The 21,538-nt window shown below is 68.6% G+C and carries 18 protein-coding genes; 12 read left to right on the forward strand and 6 right to left on the reverse strand.

Annotation, left to right across the window (positions count from 1 at the left end; all coding sequences use genetic code 11):
* On the reverse strand, nt 1–800 hold an 800-nt coding region (locus G3N96_RS20245), incomplete at its 3' end, for a CoA ester lyase (RefSeq protein ID WP_206138244.1).
* A gap of 231 nt (nt 801–1,031) precedes the next feature.
* Here G3N96_RS20245 and G3N96_RS20250 point away from each other — a divergent pair.
* The 4 genes from G3N96_RS20250 to G3N96_RS20265 all read left to right on the forward strand — a co-directional run bounded on the left by G3N96_RS20250 (nt 1,032) and on the right by G3N96_RS20265 (nt 5,740).
* On the forward strand, nt 1,032–1,796 hold the full coding sequence (locus G3N96_RS20250) for an IclR family transcriptional regulator (RefSeq protein WP_124575758.1): 765 nt from the start codon (nt 1,032–1,034) through the stop codon (nt 1,794–1,796).
* A 59-nt stretch (nt 1,797–1,855) separates the two neighbouring features.
* Nucleotides 1,856–3,136 carry a CoA transferase gene (locus G3N96_RS20255; protein ID WP_206138245.1) on the forward strand — a complete coding sequence of 427 codons (1,281 nt, stop codon included), beginning with the start codon at nt 1,856–1,858 and terminating at the stop codon, nt 3,134–3,136.
* Nucleotides 3,137–3,192: 56 nt separating this feature from the next.
* Nucleotides 3,193–4,212: a cyclase family protein gene (locus G3N96_RS20260; protein WP_206138246.1), complete on the forward strand. Its 1,020-nt coding sequence runs from the start codon at nt 3,193–3,195 to the stop codon at nt 4,210–4,212.
* A 76-nt stretch (nt 4,213–4,288) separates the two neighbouring features.
* The gene (locus G3N96_RS20265; RefSeq protein ID WP_206138247.1) at nt 4,289–5,740 is read left to right on the forward strand and encodes an MFS transporter; all 1,452 of its coding nucleotides are present in this window, start codon (nt 4,289–4,291) and stop codon (nt 5,738–5,740) included.
* A 29-nt stretch (nt 5,741–5,769) separates the two neighbouring features.
* Here G3N96_RS20265 and G3N96_RS20270 read toward each other — a convergent pair whose 3' ends face one another.
* The 5 genes from G3N96_RS20270 to iolC form a co-directional block, all read right to left on the reverse strand.
* Nucleotides 5,770–6,264, reverse strand: coding sequence for a heme-degrading domain-containing protein (locus G3N96_RS20270; RefSeq protein ID WP_124575754.1), 495 nt, complete (start codon nt 6,262–6,264; stop codon nt 5,770–5,772).
* A gap of 82 nt (nt 6,265–6,346) precedes the next feature.
* Nucleotides 6,347–7,162 (reverse strand): 5-deoxy-glucuronate isomerase, encoded by an 816-nt coding sequence (gene iolB, locus G3N96_RS20275; RefSeq protein WP_206138248.1) that lies wholly within the window; start codon nt 7,160–7,162, stop codon nt 6,347–6,349.
* A 52-nt stretch (nt 7,163–7,214) separates the two neighbouring features.
* Entirely contained in the window at nt 7,215–8,144 is a 930-nt protein-coding gene (iolE, locus tag G3N96_RS20280; RefSeq protein WP_206138249.1) for a myo-inosose-2 dehydratase, read from the reverse strand.
* Between the two features lie 59 nt (nt 8,145–8,203).
* On the reverse strand, nt 8,204–10,087 hold the full coding sequence (gene iolD / locus G3N96_RS20285; RefSeq protein WP_206138250.1) for a 3D-(3,5/4)-trihydroxycyclohexane-1,2-dione acylhydrolase (decyclizing): 1,884 nt from the start codon (nt 10,085–10,087) through the stop codon (nt 8,204–8,206).
* Between the two features lie 40 nt (nt 10,088–10,127).
* Nucleotides 10,128–12,086, reverse strand: coding sequence for a 5-dehydro-2-deoxygluconokinase (gene iolC / locus G3N96_RS20290; protein ID WP_206138251.1), 1,959 nt, complete (start codon nt 12,084–12,086; stop codon nt 10,128–10,130).
* Between the two features lie 317 nt (nt 12,087–12,403).
* On the opposite strand from iolC, the gene G3N96_RS20295 reads away from it, so the two are divergent.
* From G3N96_RS20295 to G3N96_RS20330, 8 genes are all read left to right on the forward strand, one after another.
* A complete protein-coding gene (locus tag G3N96_RS20295) occupies nt 12,404–13,330 on the forward strand; it encodes a sugar ABC transporter substrate-binding protein (RefSeq protein ID WP_124575749.1) in 927 nt (308 codons plus the stop codon).
* A 68-nt stretch (nt 13,331–13,398) separates the two neighbouring features.
* Nucleotides 13,399–14,982 carry a sugar ABC transporter ATP-binding protein gene (locus tag G3N96_RS20300; protein ID WP_206138252.1) on the forward strand — a complete coding sequence of 528 codons (1,584 nt, stop codon included), beginning with the start codon at nt 13,399–13,401 and terminating at the stop codon, nt 14,980–14,982.
* A gap of 26 nt (nt 14,983–15,008) precedes the next feature.
* Nucleotides 15,009–16,034, forward strand: coding sequence for an ABC transporter permease (locus G3N96_RS20305; protein WP_206138253.1), 1,026 nt, complete (start codon nt 15,009–15,011; stop codon nt 16,032–16,034).
* A 76-nt stretch (nt 16,035–16,110) separates the two neighbouring features.
* Entirely contained in the window at nt 16,111–17,022 is a 912-nt protein-coding gene (locus G3N96_RS20310; RefSeq protein WP_124575746.1) for a sugar phosphate isomerase/epimerase, read from the forward strand.
* Nucleotides 17,023–17,081: 59 nt separating this feature from the next.
* Nucleotides 17,082–18,095 (forward strand): Gfo/Idh/MocA family oxidoreductase, encoded by a 1,014-nt coding sequence (locus tag G3N96_RS20315; RefSeq protein WP_174912796.1) that lies wholly within the window; start codon nt 17,082–17,084, stop codon nt 18,093–18,095.
* A 32-nt stretch (nt 18,096–18,127) separates the two neighbouring features.
* Nucleotides 18,128–19,054, forward strand: a complete 927-nt coding sequence (locus G3N96_RS20320; RefSeq protein WP_206138254.1) for a TIM barrel protein — start codon at nt 18,128–18,130, stop codon at nt 19,052–19,054.
* 53 nt (nt 19,055–19,107) lie between these two features.
* Nucleotides 19,108–20,280: a Gfo/Idh/MocA family oxidoreductase gene (locus G3N96_RS20325; protein ID WP_124575743.1), complete on the forward strand. Its 1,173-nt coding sequence runs from the start codon at nt 19,108–19,110 to the stop codon at nt 20,278–20,280.
* A gap of 307 nt (nt 20,281–20,587) precedes the next feature.
* Nucleotides 20,588–21,472 carry a MurR/RpiR family transcriptional regulator gene (locus G3N96_RS20330; protein WP_089495281.1) on the forward strand — a complete coding sequence of 295 codons (885 nt, stop codon included), beginning with the start codon at nt 20,588–20,590 and terminating at the stop codon, nt 21,470–21,472.
* Nucleotides 21,473–21,538 lie beyond the last annotated feature (66 nt).

Raw genomic sequence — 21,538 nt, forward strand, 5'->3', positions numbered from 1 at the left:
TGCAATGCGCCGCGGCCGTTGGCACGCGCGTCGTCGTAGGCGGCGAGCACGGCGCGTGCGTCGCGCACCGCCTCGTCGTCGGGGCGGAACGCGCGGTTCAGCGCATCGACCTGCAGCGGATGGATGCAGGTGGCGCCCGCATAGCCGAGTGCCGCGGACGCGTGGGCAATACGCTCGAACGCATCGAGGTCGCGCAGTTCGTCGAGACCGTCGACCAGGCCGAGCGGCAGGATGCCGGCCGCTCGCGCGGCGATGATCAGCAACTGCTTCGGCACGCGCAGCACGTCGGCGCCGGTGCCGCTTTCGCAGTTCAGCGCGAAGTCGCCGCCGCCGAGCATCATCGCGACGACGCGCGGCGACGCGCGCGCGATTCGGTCCATCGCCTGGAACGCGCGCGGCGTTTCGATGATCGCGACGATACGCGTGCTGCCGGGCGCGGCACCGGCTTCGTCCTCGAGCGCGGCCAGCAGTTCGTCGATCGCCTCGACGTGCGAGCCGCCACGCACCTTCGGCAGCACGACGCCGTGCACGCCGGCCCGCACGGCCGCACGCAGGTCCGGCACCAGCAGGTCGAGCGGGCCGTTGGCGCGGACCAGCACGTCGCAGCCGGCGCCGCGCAGCATCGGCACGGCGTCGGCGAGGCCGGCACGGGCGTCGGGCTTGCACGCGAACGGGACGCTGTCCTCGAGATCGAGGATCAGCGCATCGGCTGCGCTGGTCGCGGCTTTCGTGACGAAACGGGGGACGTGGGCGGGGACGTAGAGGAGCGAGCGCCAGACCGGTTGGGAAGCAGAATTCATCGTCGTTCTCGTAAAATAAAAGTCACTTTCATTTTTGTGACTGATTGGCGCATTCGTCAAGATTATCGTTAACGCCTATAAATAACGGGAATTGAAAGAAGATGAACGATCGGTGCCGTGCGATTTCATGTTGATGTCATCCGCGCTCTGCGTATAATGAAAGCGACTTTCATTTTTTATGATCCTGGGCGAGGCGGGTCCCCCGGTCGCCCGGCACAGCGTGAGGCGGACATGAGCAAGGTGGAGACGAACAATCCGGCGGAAGGCGGCGTGGCCGCGGTCAATCGCGCGCTGACCGCGCTGCTGGCTTTCTCCGGCGCACCCGGCGGGCTGATGCTCGCGCAGGTCAGCGACGCGACCGGGCTCAACATGAGCACGCTGCTGCGGATGTTCGAATCGCTCGAACAGTTCCGCTTCATCAAGCGTCTGCCCGACGGGCGCTACGTGCTGGGGCCGGCCGTATTCCAGCTCGGCGTGATGTACCGCGAGTCGTTCCAGCTGCGCGAGCACGTGATGCCGATCCTGTCGACGCTGTCGGCGCAGACCGGCGAAACCGCCGCGTTCTACGTGCGCGAGGGCGACCAGCGCGTCTGCCTGTTCCGCATCCAGGCCCAGCGCGCGGTGCGCACGCATCTGCGCGAAGGCGACCGTTTTCCACTCGACGTCGGCGCGGCGGGGCGCGTGCTGCTCGCGTTTTCCGGCACGCGCGGCGGCGAGTACGAGAAGACGGCCGAGCAGGGCTACACGGTGTCGATCGCCGAGCGCGATCCGGAGAGCGCGGCGATCGCGTGCCCGGCGTTCGGCGTCGGCCGCGTGCTGAGCGGCGCGATCTCGCTCGGCGTGCCGCGCTATCGCTTCAACAAGAAAGTGCTGGCCGATTACCTGCCGTACGTGCAGGCCGCCGCTGCCGAACTGACGCATGCGCTCGGCGGCGACCTGCCCGCGACGGGTGCGCCGTTCCCGGCGGCCGACCAGCTTGGCGCGCTGCTCGAATAGCGCAGGCGCGCGGCGCGCGCGTCCCTGACCCACCGACAGACACCTACCAGGAGACAGTCATGTCCGTACCCGACACGCAGGCCGCCCGTGCGGCCGGCGCGCATCGTCGCGCGCTCACCGGTCCGATCCGTCAGAAGTCGTTCGACGCAGGCGCGGGCGGACCGCTGTCCGGCGTGCGCGTGGTCGACCTGTCGCGATTGATGGCCGGCAACATGCTGAGCGTGCAGCTCGCCGACTTCGGCGCGGACGTCGTGAAGGTCGAAAGCGAGCGCGGCGATACGCTGCGCGCGGTCGGCGCGGGCGGCATCAGCACGAACTGGAAGGTGTACGGACGTAACAAGCGCAGCGTGTGCGTCGACCTGCGCACGCCGGAGGGCGTCGACATCGTGCGCCGGCTGGTGCGCGACGCGGACGTGTTCGTCGAGAGCTTCAAGCCGGGCGTCGCGGAGCGGATGGGGCTCGGGCCCGACGACCTGCTCGCGATCCGGCCGGAACTGGTGATCGCACGGATTTCCGGCTGGGGGCAGACCGGCCCGTATCGCCACAAGCCGGGCTTCGGCACGCTCGCCGAAGGCTATGCGGGCTTCGCCGCGATCAACGGGTTCGCCGATCGCGAGCCGGTCCTTCCGCCGATGTTTCTTGCCGACATGACGGCCGGGATGTCCGGTGCGCTCGCCGTGCTGGTCGCGCTGCATGCGCGCGGGACGCAGCATGCGGCGGGACAGGTGATCGACGTGTCGTTGTTCGAGCCGCTGCTGTCGATCCTCGGGCCGGCCGCGGCGAACTACGTGATGACCGGCGAGATCAAGCCGCGCACCGGCAGCCGCTCGACGAACACCGCGCCCCGCAATGCGTACCGCACCCGCGACGGCAAATGGCTGTGCCTGTCGAGTTCGACGCAGGCGATGGCCGAACGGTTGTTCCGTGCGATCGGCCGCGCGGACCTGGTCGACGATCCGCGCTATGCCACCAACGTGCTGCGCGTGCGGCATGCGGAGGCGCTCGACGCGATCGTCGGCGAATTCATTGGCGCACGCGATCTCGACGCCAATCTCGCGTTCTTCGAGGAAGCGGGCGTGACGGTCGGGCCGATCCAGGACATCGCGCAGATCGTCGCGGATCGCTACGTGATCGAGCGGGAGGCGCTGGTCGAATTGCCCGACGACGACGTCGGCAGCCTGCCGATGCACAACGTCACGCCGCGCCTGTCGGGCACGCCCGGCGCGTTCCGCCGGCCCGCGCCCGCGCTCGGCGAACACAACCGCGAGATCCTCGAGCCGCTGCTCGGCGAGCCCGAGTACGCGCGGCTCGCCGCGCTGGGCGTGATCCGTTCGCGGTGAGCGGAGCGCGCCACGACGGAAACCGGATGCACCGGACATTGCAGGGAGGAGACACCATGAATCCGCGTTGGACCCATCGGCCGCCCGGCTCGAACTGGGGCGATTTCGGCCCGGACGACCAGAAAGGACGCCTGAACTGGCTGACGCCCGACGCCGTGCTGCGCGGCGTCGCGGAAGTGCGCGAAGGCCGCGTTTTTTCGCTGAGCCTGCCGCTCGACGTGCCGCGCGGCGGCGGACTGAACGCCCGGCGGCGCCCGCCCGCGATCATGCCGGCGCTACTGGGCGACAAGCCTTACTTCGGCTATCGCGCGGACGAACAGGTTGCGAACGCAACCGATGTCGTGTGCGACGACGCGTTCTGCATGCATTCGCAGTTCTCGACGCAATGGGACGCGCTGTCGCACGTCGGCTCGCTGTTCGATCCGGCGGGCGACGGTGAAAAGGCCCGGGTGTTCTACAACGGCTACCGGATGGGCGAGCATATCCGCGTGCCGGAGGCCGGTGCGGCGGAAGGCGGCGCACGGGCGCTCGGCATCGAGGTGATGGCGCAAACGGGCGTGCAGGGGCGCGGCGTGATGGTCGACCTGCGCCGTCACTTCGGCGACGCGCGGCGCAAGGTCGGCTTCGACGACTGGATGGCGGTGCTGCGCGCGGATGACGTGAGCGTCGAGCGCGGCGATATCGTGTGCGTGCATACGGGCTTCGCCGACCGTCTGCTGGACGCGGCCGCGCGCGGCGAGACCGGTGCGCCGCACGCCTGCTGCGTGCTGGACGGCGCCGACGCGCGCCTGCTGAACTGGATCGACGCGTCGGGGCTCGCGGCGCTCGCGGCCGACAACCACGCGGTCGAGGAGCGCCCGCATGATGCGCAACCATTCGCGCAGCCGGGTGCGCTGATGCCGCTGCACGAGCTGTGCCTGTTCAAGCTCGGCATCCATCTCGGCGAACTGTGGCACCTGACGCCGCTCGCGGACTGGCTGCACGCACATCACCGCAGCCGCTTCCTGCTGACCGCGCCGCCGCTGCATCTGCGCGGGCTCGTCGGCTCGCCGGTCAATCCGGTCGCCACCGTGTGATTGCCACGCCGCGCGGCCCGCGCCGCGCCATGATTGCCGTCCCGCGCGCCGCGCGGGCGACCACCGAGGACACGCCATGTCTGACACCCTTGCGGCATCGCTGGCCGCGCGCATCGATCGCCTGCCCGCGACAGCCGGTATCTGGAAGCTCGTGCTGTTCCTGAGCGTCGGCGGCTTTTTCGAGGTCTACGACCTGTTCCAGATGACCTATCTGCCGCCCGGGCTGATTCGCGACGGCATCTTTCACACCGGGGCGCGCGGCGTGCTCGGCATGTCGGACCAGGGCGCGCTCGGCGCGGCGACGTTCATCGGGCTGTTCATCGGCGAAATGTTCGTGTCGCGCCTGGCGGACCGCTACGGGCGCCGCGCGCTGTTCACCGGTGCGCTGCTGCTCTATACCGCGGCGAGCCTGATGATGTGCGTGCAGTCGAGCGCGCTCGGCGTGCTCGCGTGCCGCTTCGTCGCGGGCTGCGGCGTCGGCGCGGAGCTGATCACGATCGGCGCGTTCCTGACCGAACTGGTGCCGAAGGCGGTGCGTGGCCGGGCGTTCGCCGTCTGCTTCGCCGTCGGCTACCTGGCGATGCCGGTGCTGGCGCTGGTGTCGTGGCTCTGGGTGCCGCACGATCCGCTCGGCTGGTCCGGATGGCGCTGGGTCGTGCTGCTCGGCGGAAGCGGGGCGGTGGTCGTCTGGTGGCTGCAGTCGCGCTTGCCGGAGTCGCCGCGCTGGCTCGTCGGCGTGGGCCGGGAAGCCGAGGCCGAACGCATCGTGCGGCAACTCGAGCAGAGGGTGGAGCGCGAATCCGGCCGGCCGCTGCCCGCGGTCCGGCGACCGGCTGCCGTCACGCCACTTGCGCCGGGTGCGCCGTCGATGTGGGGGGCGCGATACCGCGGCCGCACCGCGATGCTGATTGCATTCAACGGATTCCTGAGCATCGGCTTTTTCGGTTTCAGCCAATGGCTGCCGACGCTGCTCGCCGCCCAGGGCGCAACCGTCGCGAAAAGTCTCGGCTATGCGTTCGTGATCGCGTTCGCCTACCCGGTGTCGCCGCTCGTCGCCGGCCTGATCGCGGACCGGATCGAGCGCAAGTGGCTGATCGTCGCGTCGGCGTTCGGCGTCGCGCTGTTCGGCAGTGCGTTCGCGATGTCGGCACACGCGCCGTTCGTGATTGCATTCGGCCTGCTCGTCACGCTGTCGAGCACGGTGCTCGCGAGCAACGGCACCGCGTACCAGTCGGAACTGTTTCCGACCGCGATCCGCGGGCGGGCGCTCGGTTTCGTGCATTCGATCGGCCGACTGACCGGGGCCGTCAGCAGTTTCATCGTCGCGCTGCTGCTCGAGCGGGCGGGCGTGTCGGCGGTGTTCGCGCTGATCGGCGGCAGCATGCTGATCGTGATGCTGTCGATCGGCGCGTTCGGGCCGCGCACCAACAACCGGTCGCTCGACGATATCCCGGACGAGGCGGCCGACGCCGACGTCGCGCAAGCGCCGGGGCGCTCGCTCGACGTGTTGCCGCCCCGCCGTTCGTGACGGCTGGCGGCGTGATGGCGCAACGGCGGCTACGTGCTCATTGCAAGCGCGTTCGCGCCGACGTGCCACCGCAGGCATTCGACGACGAGCGCGTGATCGCGGGCGTCGTCGAGCCCCGCGATCGTCATCGCGCCGACGATGCCGGTGCCGGCGATCCGCAGCGGCACGCCGCCGCCGTCGAGCGCATAGTCGTGATCCGACAGCCCCTGCGACTGCAGCGACCAGCCGGCGCGGCGAAACCGCTCGCCGACCGCGAGCGAACTCAAGCCGAAGCGCAACACCGTGTTCTGCCGCCGGCGGATCGCGTCGCTGTCGCCGGCATCGCTGCCGTCGAGTGCGCAGTAGAACAGCGGCGCCTGCTCGCCGACGATGCTCACCGCGATCGGCAGCCCGCGGCGCGACGCAAGGTTGACGGCGATTTCACCCATCCGGCGGGCGACGGCCGCATCGAAGCGCGGCAGCGCCGGGTTCGACGCGTCGTCGTCGAAGGGATGGGGTTCGAGGCGAAAGAGGGTCGTCACCATGGCGGCTCCGTGGCGTCGCCGGCGCTGGGTGCGCGTGCCGGGCGTCGCATCGTCGCGGGCCGCGCGCGGGCCCGTCTTTCCATCAGCGCTTCGGGGCGTCGAGCATCCACTCGTGCGCGGGATCGTTCTTGAACGCCCACGCGCGGCTCGGCCCGGCCATCACGTTCAGGTAGTACAGGTTGTAGCCGTGCGGCGCGACCACCGGGTGGTAGCCGCGCGGCACCATCACGACGTCGTGGTCCTCGACCGCGCACGCCTCGTCGAGGCTGCGGTCGTCCGTGTACACGCGCTGGAACGCGAAGCCCTGCGGCGGATCGATCCGGTGATAATAGGTTTCCTCGAGCGACGTTTCTTCCGGTGCCGCGTCGCGGTCGTGCTTGTGCGGCGGATAGCTGCTCGAATGGCTGGCCGGCGTGACGACCTCGACCACGAGCAGCCGGTCGGCGGCCGGGTTGTCGCCCATCAGGATGTCGCACACGTAGCGCGTGTTGGTGCCTTGCCCGCGTACCGAGCGGCGCATCCGCTCGCCGTCGAGGCGTTGCACGGGCTTGTCGCCGCTCGCGTACGGCGCGGTGCACAGCGCGATTTCCGCATCGCGCGTCGCGACCAGCGTGACCGTCTTGCCGCCCGGCACGTACAGCGCGTCCGGCGACATGTCCTCGAACACGCTGTCGCGCTTGCCGAGCGCATCGTAGGGCGTGCCGTCGACCTCCGCGCGCACCGTGCCGGTGAGCACGACGACGCACAGTTCGCGCGCACCGGTGTCGAGCGTTTCGGTGTCGCCGGCCTTCAGGCGCAGCGCACGGAAACCGACGTGCTTCCAGCCGGCCGACTCGGGCGTGACGTTGCAGATCTCGCGGTCGGCCGAGGCCTTGATCAGCAGGGGAGAAATCGTCATGGGGTGGGGCTCCGCAACAGGGTAGGGCTCATGCGTTCACGCGTTCATACGTTCACGCGCTCAACCGGTCGACGATCGCGCGCAGCGATTCGTAACCCTTCTTCGCGTACGCATAGCTCGGCGCGACGGCCGGATCCTGCTCGGCCTCGACGACGAGCCAGCCTTCGTAGCCGGCGTCCTTCAGCGTGCGCAGCGTCGCCTCGTAGTCGAGCGCGCCGTCGCCCGGCACGGTGAAGGTGCCGTTGATCACGCCGTTCAGGAAGCTCCAGCCGTCGTTGCGCGCCTGCGTGACGACCTGCGGCCGCACGTCCTTGCAATGCACGTGGACCACCCGCGACACATGCTTCTTCAGCAGCGTGACCGGGTCGGCCGCGCCGCCGAAATACGCGTGGCCGGTGTCGAACAGCAGAAACACTTTCGCCGGGTCGGTGAGCGCCATCAGCCGGTCGACATCGTCGGGCGACTCGACGTACGCGCCCATGTGGTGATGGTACGCAAGCTTGATGCCGTACGTGTCGAGCAGGTGCGCGCCGAACGCGTCGAGGCGCGCCGCGTAGCGTCGCCAGGCCGTGTCGTCGACGAAGCGCGGCCGCTTCGCGACCGGCATGTCGATGTTGCCCTGGATCGTGCCCGCGCATTCGCCGTAGACCACCACCTTCACGTCGTTGACCTTCAGCTTCGTCAGGTGCGCGCGGCAGCGTTCGATTTCCGCGGCGACCGCCTCGGCATCGCTCATGCCCGGCTCGACCTCGGCGAGGAAGCCCGAATACCAGCCCGACACGCACACGAGCCCGAACTCGGCGAGCTTCGCCTTCAGCTCGGGGCCGGTCTTCGGAAACTTGTTGCCGAGCTCGAAGCCCTCGTAGCCGATTTCGGCGCCTTCCTTCAGCGCCGTTTCGAGCGGCGTCTCGCCGCCGAGCGACGGCAGGTCGTCGTTCATCCACGACAGGGGATTGATACCGATGCGGACGTTCCAGCTCATGGTGCTTCCTTGGTTCGGATGTGTTGTTCGCGGGGAGGATGCGTGGGCAGTGCGCGCGATCAGCGCCGCTGCCGGGTCTTCGCATCGAGATACGCGCGGTGCGCTGCGTCGACGCCGGCGCGCTCCGACACCTGCGGCACCGCGACTTCCCACCATGCGCCGCCGTCGTCGGTCGTGCGCCGGTGCGTGGTGTCGATCACGAGCACCTGGCTCTTCGTCGCCGCGCGGGCGCGCTTCATTTCGCTGCGCAGCTCGCCGATGTCGCGCACGTGCACGGCTTCGGCGCCCATCGCGCGCGCATGCATCGCGAAATCGATCGTCGAGCGCTCGCCGCCTTCCGGCACGCAGTCGTCGAGCATGTTGTTGAAGCTCGCGCCGCCGCAATTCAGCTGCAGTCGCTCGATGCAGCCGTAGCCGCGGTTGTCGAGGATCACGACGATGAGCTTGCGGCCGAGCATCACCGACGTCGCGAGTTCCGCGTTGAGCATCATGTACGAGCCGTCGCCGACGATCACGATCACTTCGCGTTCGGGCCGCGCGAGCTTCGCGCCGAGGCCGCCCGCGACCTCGTAGCCCATGCACGAGTACGCGTAGTCCATGTGGTAGTTGCCCGGCACGCCGCTGCGCCACAGCTTGTGCAGTTCGGCCGGCAGCGTGCCGGCCGCGCACACGACGAGGTCATCACGTGCGCTGTCGCGGCCCGCGTCGGCCGCGGAGTCGCGCACGGCGCCGATCACTTCCGCGTCGTACGGAAGCGTGTCCGTCGGAATGCGGGTCGTGAGCTCGGTCACGCGCGCGTTCCATGCGGCGGCCTGGTCGCGGTTGCCGGCGGTCCAGGCCGGATCGGCCTGCCAGCCGGCCAGCGCGGCCGACAACTGGCCGAGGCCCGTGCGCGCATCGGCCACCAGTTGACGGCCGCGTTTCTTGCCCGCGTCGAACGGCTGCACGTTCAGGCTCAATAGCGTCGCATTGCCGTAGAGCGCATGCGAGCCGGTCGTGAAGTCCTGCAGCCGCGTGCCGACCGCGAACACCACGTCGGCCTGCGCGGCCGCGCGGTTCGCGGCCGGCGAGCCCGTCACGCCGATCGACCCGAGATTCAGCGGATGGTCCCACGCGAGGCTGCCCTTGCCGGCCTGCGATTCGGCGACCGGCACGCCATGCGTATCGGCGAACGCGCGCAGCGCATCCCACGCCTGGCTGTACAGCACGCCGCCGCCCGCGACGATCAGCGGCTTCTTCGCGGCCTTCAGCACGTCGAGCGCATCGGCGAGCTCGAGCGCGTCGGCCGGCGGCCGGCGCATCCGGATCACCGGCGGCGCGAAGAAATCCTCGGGCCAGTCGTATGCGAAGGTCTGCACGTCCTGCGGCAGCGCGAGGCACACCGGGCCGCACTGCGCGGGATCGGTCATCACCTGGATCGCGCGCGGCAGCGCGACGAGCAGTTGCTCGGGCGACGTGATGCGGTCGAAGTAGCGCGTCACCGGCCGGAAGCAGTCGTTCGCGCTGACGTCGCCCTGTTCGAAATCCTCGACCTGCTGCAGCACCGGGTCGGGCAGCCGCGACACGAACACGTCGCCGGGCAGCAGCAGCAACGGCAGCCGGCCGACGTGCGCGAGCGCGGCCGACGTCAGCATGTTGGTCGCGCCGGGGCCGATGCTCGACGTCGCGGCCATCATCCGCTGGCGGAAGTGCGCTTTCGCGAATGCGACGGCCGCATTGGCCATTCCTTGCTCGTTGTGGGCGCGGAAGGTCGGCAGGCGGTCTTTTTCCGCGTGCAGCGCCTCGCCGAGCCCGGCCACGTTGCCGTGGCCGAAGATCGCGAACACGCCGCCGCAGTACGGCAGGATCTCGGTGCGGCCGTCGGGCTGGACGACTTCGGCGCGCAGGGCGGCCAGGTAGCGCACGAGCGCCTGGCTGACGGTCAGTCTCACGGTAGAGGTCATGTCGGTCGGTGAAGAGGAAAGGGTCATCGCAGGCTTCGCGTCAGGCCGCGGCGGCGCGGGCGGCCGCGGCACGACGGCCGAGCCATGCGTCGACCAGCTGCGCGAAATTGCCGGCGACTTCGTCGATCAGCGCCTGGTCGTCGATCCGGCCGGCGAACCAGTTCAGCGACGCATCGGCCCACAGCGTGCGCCCGACCATGAAGCCCTTGACGATCGGGTTGGTCGCCGAGCGGAAGCTGTCGACGAGGTATTGCAGCGGCTGGTTCAGCCCGAGGATCACCGCGCCCCGGCAGTGCGGGTCGCGTTCGGCGATCAGCGCGGCGAGCCGCGTCCAGCCGTCGGCGGTGAGCGGCGTGAGCTTCCACCATTCGGGCTTCACGCCGAGGTTGTAGAAGCGCGCGATCGTGCGCAGCACCGCATCGTCCTCGGTGCCGGCCGGCGTGACCGCGCGCGGCGGAATCATTTCCAGCAGCAGTTCGTTGCCGCTGGCGCGCGTGGCTTCCCACAGCTCCAGCACGCGCTGCTCCTGTTCGACGCGCAGGTCGACCGAATCGTCCGGGTGATAGTGCACGAGGCACTTCACGACCTGTTCGGTCGGCCAGTGCGTGAGCGACGAGCCGACCGAGCGCGTTTCGTCGAAGCGCAGCGGCCGCGAGCCCGGCAGCTCGACCGGGCGGCCGACCCACCAGCCGCGTCCGGTGGCCGACGCCAGCGCGTCGCTGCCGTAGCCGCCGCCGTCGATCAGCACGCCCACGTGGCCTTCGATCTGACGATCGCGCTCGACCTGTTCGACCGCGCGCACGAGCAGGCGCTTCAGCGTCTTGATCCGGGATTCGTCCGCGCCGGCCTGCACCGCCAGTTCGTAGAACTGGCTGCGATGGTCGAACGCCATCACGCACAGGTCGTCCCATTCGCGGCGCGGCACCGTCACGCGATGCAGGTGCGCGAGCGTGTGGTCGGCGTCGACCACCGGATTGCGGCTGCCGTCGAACCAGTGCGCCAGCTCGGCCGGCGTCGGCATCGCGGCGGAGCACGCATGGCGCGACACGACGATCGCGCCGCACGCGTTCGCGAGGCGCGTCGACTCGGCCCAGTCCCGGCCGCGCAGCAGCCCCGACAACAGGCCCGACAGGAACGCGTCGCCCGCGCCGAGCACGTTGAGCACCTCGACCCGTTCGCCGAGATAGGTCGGCGCCTCGTCGATGCGGGCGGGAATGTCGCCCTCGATCACGCAGCAGCCGAGCGCGCCGCGCTTGACGACCAGCGTCGCGTTCGTGATCTTGCGCACCGCCTGCAACGAGCCGATCACGTCGTGCGGCACGCCGCCCGCGATCAGGAATTCCTCCTCGGTGCCGACCAGCAGGTCGAATTCGCCGAGCACCTGCTGCAGCTGCCGCGTCACCTGCGCGTCCGGCACGTAGCGGTTTTCGCCCGCGCCGCGCGCGGTCAGCCCCCACAGCACCGGCCGGTAGTCGATGTCGAGAATCCGCACGACGCCATGGCGGCGCGCATAACCGAGCGCGGTCAGCGACGCCTCGCGCGTGCCCGGCGTCGACAGGTGCGTGCCGGTGATCGCGAGCGCGCGGCAGCCGGCGATGAAGTCCTCGCTGATTTCGTCGGCGCGCACGGCCATGTCCGCGCAGTTCTCGCGCACGAACAGCAGCGGGAACGTGTCGCGGTCCTTCAACCCGAGCAGCACCAGCGCGGTGAGGCGCTCGCGGTCGGTCTGCAGCTGGCTCGTGTCGCAGCCTTCGCGCTCGAGCGTCTCGCGCAGGAAGCGGCCCATCTGCTCGTCGCCGACGCGCGAGATCATCGCGGTCTTCAGCCCCAGCCGCGCCACGCCGAACGCGACGTTGCCGGACGAGCCGCCCAGATACATCTGGAAACTGCGCGCGTCTTCCAGGCGGCTGCCGTACTGCTGCGCATAGAGATCCACGGCCACGCGGCCGAGGCAGGCGAGATCGATGGGGCGGTCACTCGGAAAGGTCAGCAGGCTCATATCACGTGTCACGCTCGCGGCCGGCGTTCGGCGATGCCGGCGGATTAGGGGACCGAACCTCGGGCGGCGCTCCGCACCGTGTGGGGCACGACGCGGGACTGCCTGCCGCAAGGAATCGGGCTACGGAACGGAGTCTAGACTTTTTGGAAATCCAGTTCCCTAGGTGAAATCACGTAGAAATAAATTTCCAAATTTTCGAGGAAGTGATCTACAGTTTCATCCGGATGCTTCAGTCCGTATCGGATTCGATCGGACTCGGCCCGGCGGCGCGCAACGCGCCGTCTTCCGCCCCCCGGAGATGAGGAGACAGATTGATCATGAAGACCAAGCTGATGGCCGTCGCGGCCGCCGCGATCCTGGCTGCGCCGCTCGCGCATGCCGAGAAGATCGGCGTGACGATGGCGTCGTTCGACGACACGTTCCTGACCATCCTGCGCAACAGCATCGCCGATTCGGCGAAGAAGGACGGCGCGACGGTGCAGATCGAGGACGGCGGCAACGACGTCGGCAAGCAGTTGAGCCAGGTCCAGAACATGATCGCGCAGAAGGTCGACGCGATCATCGTGAACGCGGTCGATACCGACGCGACGCCGAAGATCACCAAGATGGTGACGGCCGCGAAGATCCCGCTCGTGTACGTGAACCGCAAGCCGGTCGATTTCGACAAGCTGCCGGCCGGCGTCGCGGTCGTCGCGTCCGACGAGAAGCAGTCGGGCACGCTGCAGGCGCGCCAGGTGTGCAAGCTGCTCGGCGGCAAGGGCGACCTCCTCGTGCTGATGGGCGAGCTGTCCAACGAATCGGCGCGCGCCCGCACGAAAGACATCGAGGACGTGATCGCGACGAAGGATTGCGCGGGCATGAAGATCGTCGACAAGCGCGAAGGCAAGTGGAGCCGCACGCAGGGCCAGGACATCACGATGAACTGGCTCAGCTCCGGCACGAAGTTCGACGCGATCATCTCCAACAACGACGAGATGGCGATCGGCGCGATCAACGCGCTGAAGGCCGCGCGCAAGCTGACGCCGAAGACGATCGTCGCCGGCATCGACGCGACGCCGGACGGCCTCGCGTCGATGAAGAGCGGCGAGCTGAAGGTGTCGGTGTACCAGAACGCATCCGGGCAGGGGCAGCAGGCCGTCGCGGCCGCGCTCAAGCTCGCGAAGAAGCAGCCCGTCGACCGCTACGTGAACGTGCCGTTCGAGCTCGTGACGCCCGAGAACATGGCCCAGTACGCGAAGCACTGACCGGTGATCCGTTGAATGGCGCGGGCCCGGCACGACCGGGTTCGCGCACGACTTGTCGAGGAACGTCCATGTATACAGCCAGAGTCGCGCGCCCGATGGCCGGCGACGATGCGCGGGCCGCTTCGTCCGGCTCGACCGGCGCGTCGGCCCCGCCGGCTTCTTCCGCGGCCGACTGCGTGCTCGAGGTACGCGGCGTCGGCAAGTCCTTTCCGGGCGTCGTGGCGCTCGACGGCGTGCAGTTCCGCGTGCGCCGCGGCACCGTTCACGCACTGATGGGCGAGAACGGCGCGGGCAAGTCGACGCTGATGAAGATCATCGCGGGCGTCTACACGCCCGACCAGGGCGAGATCCTGATCAACGGCGAGCCGGTCGTGCTGAACGGCCCGCTCGATGCGCTCGACCGCGGCATCGCGATGATCCACCAGGAACTCAACCTGATGCCGTACATGACGGTCGCGGAGAACATCTGGATCCGCCGCGAACCGAAGAACCGTTTCGGCCTGATCGATCACGCCGCGCTGCGCCGCCGGACGGCCGAGCTGTTCGAGCGGCTGTCGATCGACATCGATCCGGAAACCGACGTGCGCACGCTGACGGTCGCGAGCCGCCAGATGGTCGAGATCGCGAAGGCCGTGTCGTTCGACTCCGACGTGCTGATCATGGACGAGCCGACTTCCGCGCTGACCGACAAGGAAGTCACGCACCTGTTCCGGATCATTCGCCAGCTGCGCGAGCAGGGCAAGGGCATCGTCTACATCACGCACAAGATGAACGAGCTGTTCGAGATCGCCGACGAGTTCTCGGTGTTCCGCGACGGCAAATATATCGGCACGCATGCATCGAGCGACGTCACGCGCGACGACATCATCCGCATGATGGTCGGGCGCGAGATCACGCAGATGTTCCCGAAGGAGGACGTGCCGATCGGCGACGTCGTGCTGTCGGTGCGGAACCTCGGCGTCGACGGCGTGTTCCGCGACGTGAGCTTCGAGCTGCGCGCGGGCGAGATCCTCGGCGTGGCCGGCCTCGTCGGCTCGGGGCGCTCGAACGTCGCGGAGGCGCTGTTCGGCGTCGTGCCGGCCACGTCGGGCGAGATCCGCATCGACGGCAAGCCGGTGCGCATCACGACGCCCGCGCAGGCGATGAAGCACGGGATGGCGTTCCTCACCGAAGACCGCAAGGACACCGGCTGCTTCCTGAATCTCGACCTGCTCGCGAACATGGAAGCCGCGGTGCTCAGCAACCGCTACGTGAAGTTCAATTTCGTGCGGCAGGCGCAGCTGAAGCGCGACTGCGAGGCAATGAGCCGGATGCTGCGCGTGAAGTCGCCCGGGCTGCACGAGGAGATCCAGAACCTGTCGGGCGGCAACCAGCAGAAGGTGCTGATCGGCCGCTGGCTGCTCACGCAGCCGCGCATCCTGATCCTCGACGAACCGACGCGCGGCATCGACGTCGGCGCGAAGGCCGAGATCCACCGGCTCGTCAGCGCGCTCGCCGGCAAGGGCGTCGCGGTGCTGATGATCTCGTCGGAAATGCCGGAAGTGCTGGGAATGAGCGATCGCGTGATGGTGATGCACGAAGGGCGCATGACCGGCATCGTCGATCGCAAGGACGCCGACCAGGTCCGCATCATGGATCTCGCGTCGCGCTGAGCCGAACCAAGATTGGAGACAAGGAAATGGGCAACATGAACCCGGTCGCGGATGCGCAGACCATGACCCTCAAGACGCGGCACGCGAAGTGGCCGCCCGAGCTGAGCATCTTCCTCGTGCTCGTCGGCATCAGCCTGTTCTTCGAGATCGTCGGCTGGATCGTCGTCGGCCAGAGCTTCCTGTTCAACACCGAACGGCTCGAGATCATCGTGCTGCAGATGGCCGTGATCGGCATCATCGCGGTCGGCGTGAACCTCGTGATCATCACCAGCGGGATCGACCTGTCGTCGGGCTCGGTCGTGGCCGCGGCGGCGGTCGTCTCGGCGAGTCTCGCGCAGGTGTCCGACTTCCCGCGCGCGGTGTTCCCGCACCTGACCGACCTGCCGATCATCTGGCCCGTGCTGGCCGGCGTGTGCGTCGGGCTGCTGGTCGGCCTGCTGAACGGCTCGCTGATCGCGATGACGGGCATCCCGCCGTTCATCGCGACGCTCGGCACGATGGTGGCCGCGCGCGGCTTCGCGAAGTGGTTCACCAACGGGATGCCGGTGTCGATGCTGACCGATCAGTTTGCGGCGATTGGCGCCGGCGCCAATCCGGTGATCATCTTTCTCGTGGTCGCCGCGATCTTCCACGTCGTGCTGCGCTACACGCGCTTCGGCAAGTACACGTATGCGATCGGCGCGAACCGTCACGCGGCCGTCGTCTCGGGCATCAACGTCACGCGCCACCTGATCTTCGTCTATGCGATCGCGGGCCTCCTGAGCGGGATCGCCGGCACCGTGACGGCCGCGCGCGCGATCTCCGGCCAGTCGGGCATGGGCGTGATGTACGAGCTCGATGCGATCGCGGCGGTCGTGATCGGCGGCACGTCGCTGTCGGGCGGCCTCGGCCGCGTGACGGGCACCGTGATCGGCGTGCTGATCCTCGGCGTGATGACGTCGGGCTTCACGTTCATCCGCATCGACGCGTATTACCAGGAGATGGTCAAGGGCGCGATCATCGTCGCGGCCGTGATCGCCGACCAGTACCGCAACAAGAAGAAGCGCCGCTGACCCGTTAAGCATCGCCGGGCGGGGGCGGCACGTGCCGTCGCCTGCGTCCGGCACCCGTCACCGTCGAGGACCTTCGATGAAGATCGCGCTGGACCCGTACATGATTCGCCACTTGCCGCTCGACCGCCTGCCGCACGCGGTGGCCGAGCTCGGCTACGACCAGATCGAGCTGTCGCCGCGCAGCGACTTTCTCGACTGGTGGGTGATGCCGCGTGCGACGCGCGAGCGGATGGCCGCGTTCCGGCAGGCGATGCGTGCGAGCGGCGTCGGCCTCGCGTCGCTGCAGCCGATGTACCGGTGGGCGAGCCCGTTCGAGGACGAGCGGCAATGGGCGGTGCGCTGCTGGAAGCAGGCGATCGAGGTGGCGGTCGAGATGGAGTGCGCGCTGATGGTGTCGGAGTTCGGGCGCGGTGCGTCGCCCGAGCGCTCGGTCGGCGAACGGCCGGGGGCGAACCCGAAGGAGCTGTGCGAAGCCGCCTGGTTCCGGTCGATGGACGAGTTGCTGCCGATCCTCGAGCGCGAACGCATCGTGCTGTCGGTCGAGCCGCATCCGGAGGACTGGATCGAGCAGCTGCAGCCCGCGATCGACATCGTCACGAACCTCGGCTCGCCGTCGCTGAAGCTGTCGTACATCGCGCCGCATACGTTCTACTACGGCGACGACATGGCCGCGATGATCGCGCAGGCCGCGCCGATCCTCGCGCACGTGCGCGTGGCCGACACCTTCGACCATCGCAAGAGCAGCCAGTTGCGCTACATCGTGAACCCGCCGGGTTCGCACCAGATTCGCGTGCACCAGCATCTCGACATCGGGCAGGGCGAGATCGACTGGGACGTGTTCTTTCGCGCGCTCGGCGCGGCAGGCTTCGACGGCGTGATGTCGTCGTGCGTGTTCGCGTGGGAGGACCGCGCGGAAGCGTCGTCGCGCTACATGCGCGACACGATCCAGCGCTACGTCGATCGTCATTTCGATCGCACCGCGCGCTGAAGCATGACTGACCGGTGCGGCGCGTGCCGCACCGCCAATGAACGACTGGAGACTGTTAGATGACCTTGCAAATCGGCGTGATCGGCTGCGGTGCGATCGGCCAGGACCATATTCGCAGACTGACCCGCACGCTGTCCGGCGCGCGTGTCGTGGCCGTCAACGACATCGATCCGCAGCAGGCGCGCGACGCGGTGACGAAGTACGGGCTCGACGCCGAGATCTACGGCGACGGCCACGAGGTGGTCGCGGCCGCCGACGTGCAGGCCGTGCTCGTCACGTCGTGGGGGCCGACACATGAAGCGTTCGTGCTCGACGCGATCGCGCACGGCAAGCCCGTGTTCTGCGAGAAGCCGCTCGCCGTGACCGCCGAGGGCTGCATGCGGATCGTCGAAGCCGAGGTCGCGCACGGCAAGCGGCTCGTGCAGGTCGGCTTCATGCGGCCGTACGACGAAGGCTATCGCGCGCTGAAGCGCGTGATCGACAGCGGCGAGATCGGCGCGCCGCTGATGCTGCATTGCGCGCACCGCAACCAGTCGGTCGGCGAGCGCTACACGACCGACATGGCGATCACCGACACGCTGATCCACGAACTCGACGTGCTGCGCTGGCTGCTCGGCGAGGACTACGTGAGCACGCAGGTCGTCTATCCGAAGAAGACACGCCATGCGTCCTCGCATCTCGCCGATCCGCAGATCGTGCTGCTGGAAACCGCGAGCGGCGTGCGCATCGACGTCGAGATCTTCGTGAACTGCCAGTACGGCTACGACATCCAGTGCGAGGTGGTCGGCGAGCAGGGCATCGCGAAGCTGCCCGATCCGCCGGCCGTCGGGCTCAAGCATGCGGCGCGGCAGTCGGTCGAGATCATGACCGACTGGAAGGAGCGCTTCATCGCGTCGTACGACGTCGAGCTGCAGGCATTCATCGACGGCGTGCGGGCGCACGCGCTCACCGGGCCGTCGGCCTGGGACGGCTACGCGGCGGCGGTCGCGGCCGACGCGTGCGTGCGGGCGCAGAAGAGCGGGGCGGTCGAGCCGATCGCGATGGCCGAACGCCCTGCGTTCTATCGCGGCTGAACCGCAGCCGCCTACCCGCCGGACTGACCGACATGACGATGAAGATGGGTTGCGCACCGTGCTGCTGGGGTGTCGACGACGTGAAGAACCCGCACCTGCCGCCGTGGCGGCAGGTGCTTGCCGAAGCGGCTGAGGCCGGCTACTCGGGCATCGAGTTGGGGCCGTACGGCTACATCCCGCTCGAACTCGACGTGGTGAGTGCCGAGCTCGAGCGGCAGCGCCTGAGCATCACCGCCGGCACGATTTTCGACGATCTGGTGTCGCCGGAGAACCTGCCGAACCTGTTGCGCCAGACGCGCGAGATCTGCGCGCTGATCTCGCGGCTGCCGAAATTGCCGACGCAGGACGGCCAGCGCCACGCGGCGCCGTACCTGGTCGTGATGGACTGGGGCCACGAGGAACGCGACTACGCGGCCGGCCACGGCGATCGCGCGCCGCGGCTGTCGGACGAAAGCTGGGCGACGATGGTCGGGCACATCCGGCAGATCGCGACGATCGCACGCGACGAATGCGGCGTACGCACGGTGATCCATCCGCATGCGGGCGGCTACATCGAGTTCGCGGACGAGATCGACCGGATCGTCGCCGACGTTCCGGCCGACACGGCTGGCCTCTGTCTCGACACGGGCCACCTGTACTACTCGGGCATGGACCCGCAGGCCTGGCTGCGCCGCCATGCGGCGCGCCTCGACTACGTGCATTTCAAGGACATCGACGCGGCCGTGTACGACGCGGTGATGGGCGAGCACATCGCGTTCTTCGCCGCGTGCGCGCGCGGCGTGATGTGCCCGATCGGCACCGGCGTGCTCGACTACCGGTCGATCCGGCACGCGCTCGACGACATCGGCTACGCGGGATACATCACGATCGAGCAGGAGCGCGACCCGCGCCATGCCGGCACGAGCCTGCGCGACGTCGCCGAGAGCCGCGCGTTTCTCGCGTCGGCCGGCTTCGCGTGATCCACCGCATCACGCCCACCCTGAACTGAACACGGACCAGGAACACCCTCATCATGATTGACGGACAGATTCTGCTTGGACATTCGATTCGCTGGGGCATGGTCGGCGGCGGGCTCGGCAGCCAGATCGGCTACAGCCACCGGTCGGCCGCGTTGCGCGACGGCAGCTTCCAGCTGGTCGCCGGCGCGTTCGACATCGATCCCGAACGCGGCCGCCAGTTCGGCGTGAAGCTCGGCGTCGCGGCCGAGCGCTGCTATCCCGACTACGCGACGATGTTCGATGCCGAGGCGCGCCGCCCGGACGGCATCCGCGCGGTGTCGATCGCGACGCCGAACAATACGCACTTCGAGATCTGCCGCGCCGCGCTGAACGCGGGGCTGCACGTGGTCTGCGAGAAGCCGCTGTGCTTCACGACCGAGGAGGCCGAGGCGCTGGAGCGGCTGTCGGTCGAGAAGAACCGGATCGTCGGCGTCGCGTACGGTTATTCCGGACACCAGATGATCGAGCAGGCGCGCGAGATGATCGCGCGCGGCGATCTCGGCGAGATCCGCATCGTACAGATGCAGTTCGCGCACGGGTTCCACAGCGAGGGCGTCGAGGCCGCGAGCGCGGCCGCGCGCTGGCGCGTCGACCCGAAGTTCGCGGGTCCGAGCTACGTGCTCGGCGACATCGGCACGCATCCGCTGTACCTCTCCGAGGTAATGGCGCCCGAGCTGAAGATCCGGCGCCTGATGTGTTCGCGGCAGAGCTTCGTGAAGAGCCGCGCGCCCCTGGAAGACAACGCGTTCACGATCATGGAATACGACACGGGTGCGGTCGGCTACGTGTGGTCGAGCGCGGTGAACGCGGGTTCGATGCACAGCCAGAAGGTGCGCGTGATCGGCTCGAAGGCGAGCGTCGAGTGGTGGGACGAGCATCCGAACCAGCTGCGCTATGAAGTGCAGGGGCAGCCCGCGCAGGTGCTCGATCGCGGGATGGGTTATCTGCATCCGCATGCATTGCGCGCCGATCGCATCGGCGCCGGGCATCCGGAAGGGCTGTTCGAGGCCTGGTCGAACCTGTATGCGCGCTTCGCGCTCGCGATGGATGCGGCCGACCGCGGCGACGTTGCGGCATTGAAGAACATCCGCTATCCGGACGTCCATGCAGGCGTGGAAGGCGTGCGCTGGGTCGAGAACTGCGTGCGTTCCGCCGATGCGGGCGGCGTGTGGGTCGACTATCGCTGAACCGGTCGAACCGCGCGCGACGGGCCGGCTGCGGTACGCCGCGCGCCCGTCGCGCAAGGCTTCGCACCGACCGCCGGCGTTGGTAGACACCCTAATCTTTACGACGCCGCGAGCGCGTTGGACAATCGCTTCCAGTGTTGCCGTGGAGCGTAGGCAAGTGATGATCGAGCGCGTGGGAGCGAGCACGCGGCGCGGGCCGCGTCGCAAACGTGATTAAATTCGCCCTTCATGCATGTATCCAGGTGAGCCCCGGGCCGCGCCCGCCAGTACCGCGCGCACATCGGGGCCGTCAACTTCGCGCTATCCGATGAGTTCATCCGAGAAACCTCCCGCCACCGTCGAGCAGTTCCTGCAGCACCTGACGCAGGAGTACGACGGCCTCAGCAATCGCCTGAAGGTGATTGCGCGCCACGTGGAAACGCATCGGGACCAGCTTGGCCTGGAAGGCATCCAGTCGCTCGCGGAAGCGTGCGGCGTCCAGCCGTCGGCCGTCGTGCGTTTCGCGAAGCACTTCGGCTTTTCCGGCTTCTCCGAGATGCAGAAGCTGTTCCGCGAAGGGCTCGCCCAGCAGATCGCGCCGGGGCGCGCGTACAACCTGCGGCTGCGCGACGTGATCGAAGCGGGCTCGTCGAGCCTGCAGCCCGAGCAGATCGCCGACGAGTTCATCAAGGGCAGCATCGCCGGGATGCAGCAGCTGCGGCAGACGCTCGATTCGCAGGCGCTCGCGCAGGCCGTCGACTTGCTCGCCGAGACGCAGGCGATCTGGATCGCGGGCTCGCGGCGCGCGTTTCCGATTGCGGTCTATCTCGACTATGCGCTGCAGCACACCGACAAGCGCATCGGGCTGTTCAGCGCGCTCGGCAGCATGCATCTCGGGCAGATCCGTTCGGTGCGCGAGGGTGACGTGATGATCGTCATCTCGTTCATGCCGTATGCGGAGGAAACCGTGCAGGTCGCGCAGCAGGCCGTGCAGCGCGGCGCACGGCTGATCGCGATCACCGACAGCCGGATGAGCCCGCTGGCGCGGGAGGCCGAGGTGACGCTGATGGTGCAGGACAGCGCGACGTTCGGCTTCCGCGCGTTGACGGCCACGATGGGCCTCGCGCAGAGCCTGTTCGTCGCGCTCGCGTACCGGCTCGAACTGTCGTACCTGCCGACCGCCGACGGCGCGCACGGCACGCAGGCCGGCTGACGCAGCTTGCCGATGCTGCCGGCGCACCGCCCGCGCGACGGAGCGGCGGGCAGCGTGCCGCAGGGG

Origin of the sequence: Burkholderia sp. Se-20373 (assembly GCF_017104705.1) — a bacterium.
Taxonomy (GTDB): Bacteria; Pseudomonadota; Gammaproteobacteria; order Burkholderiales; family Burkholderiaceae; genus Burkholderia.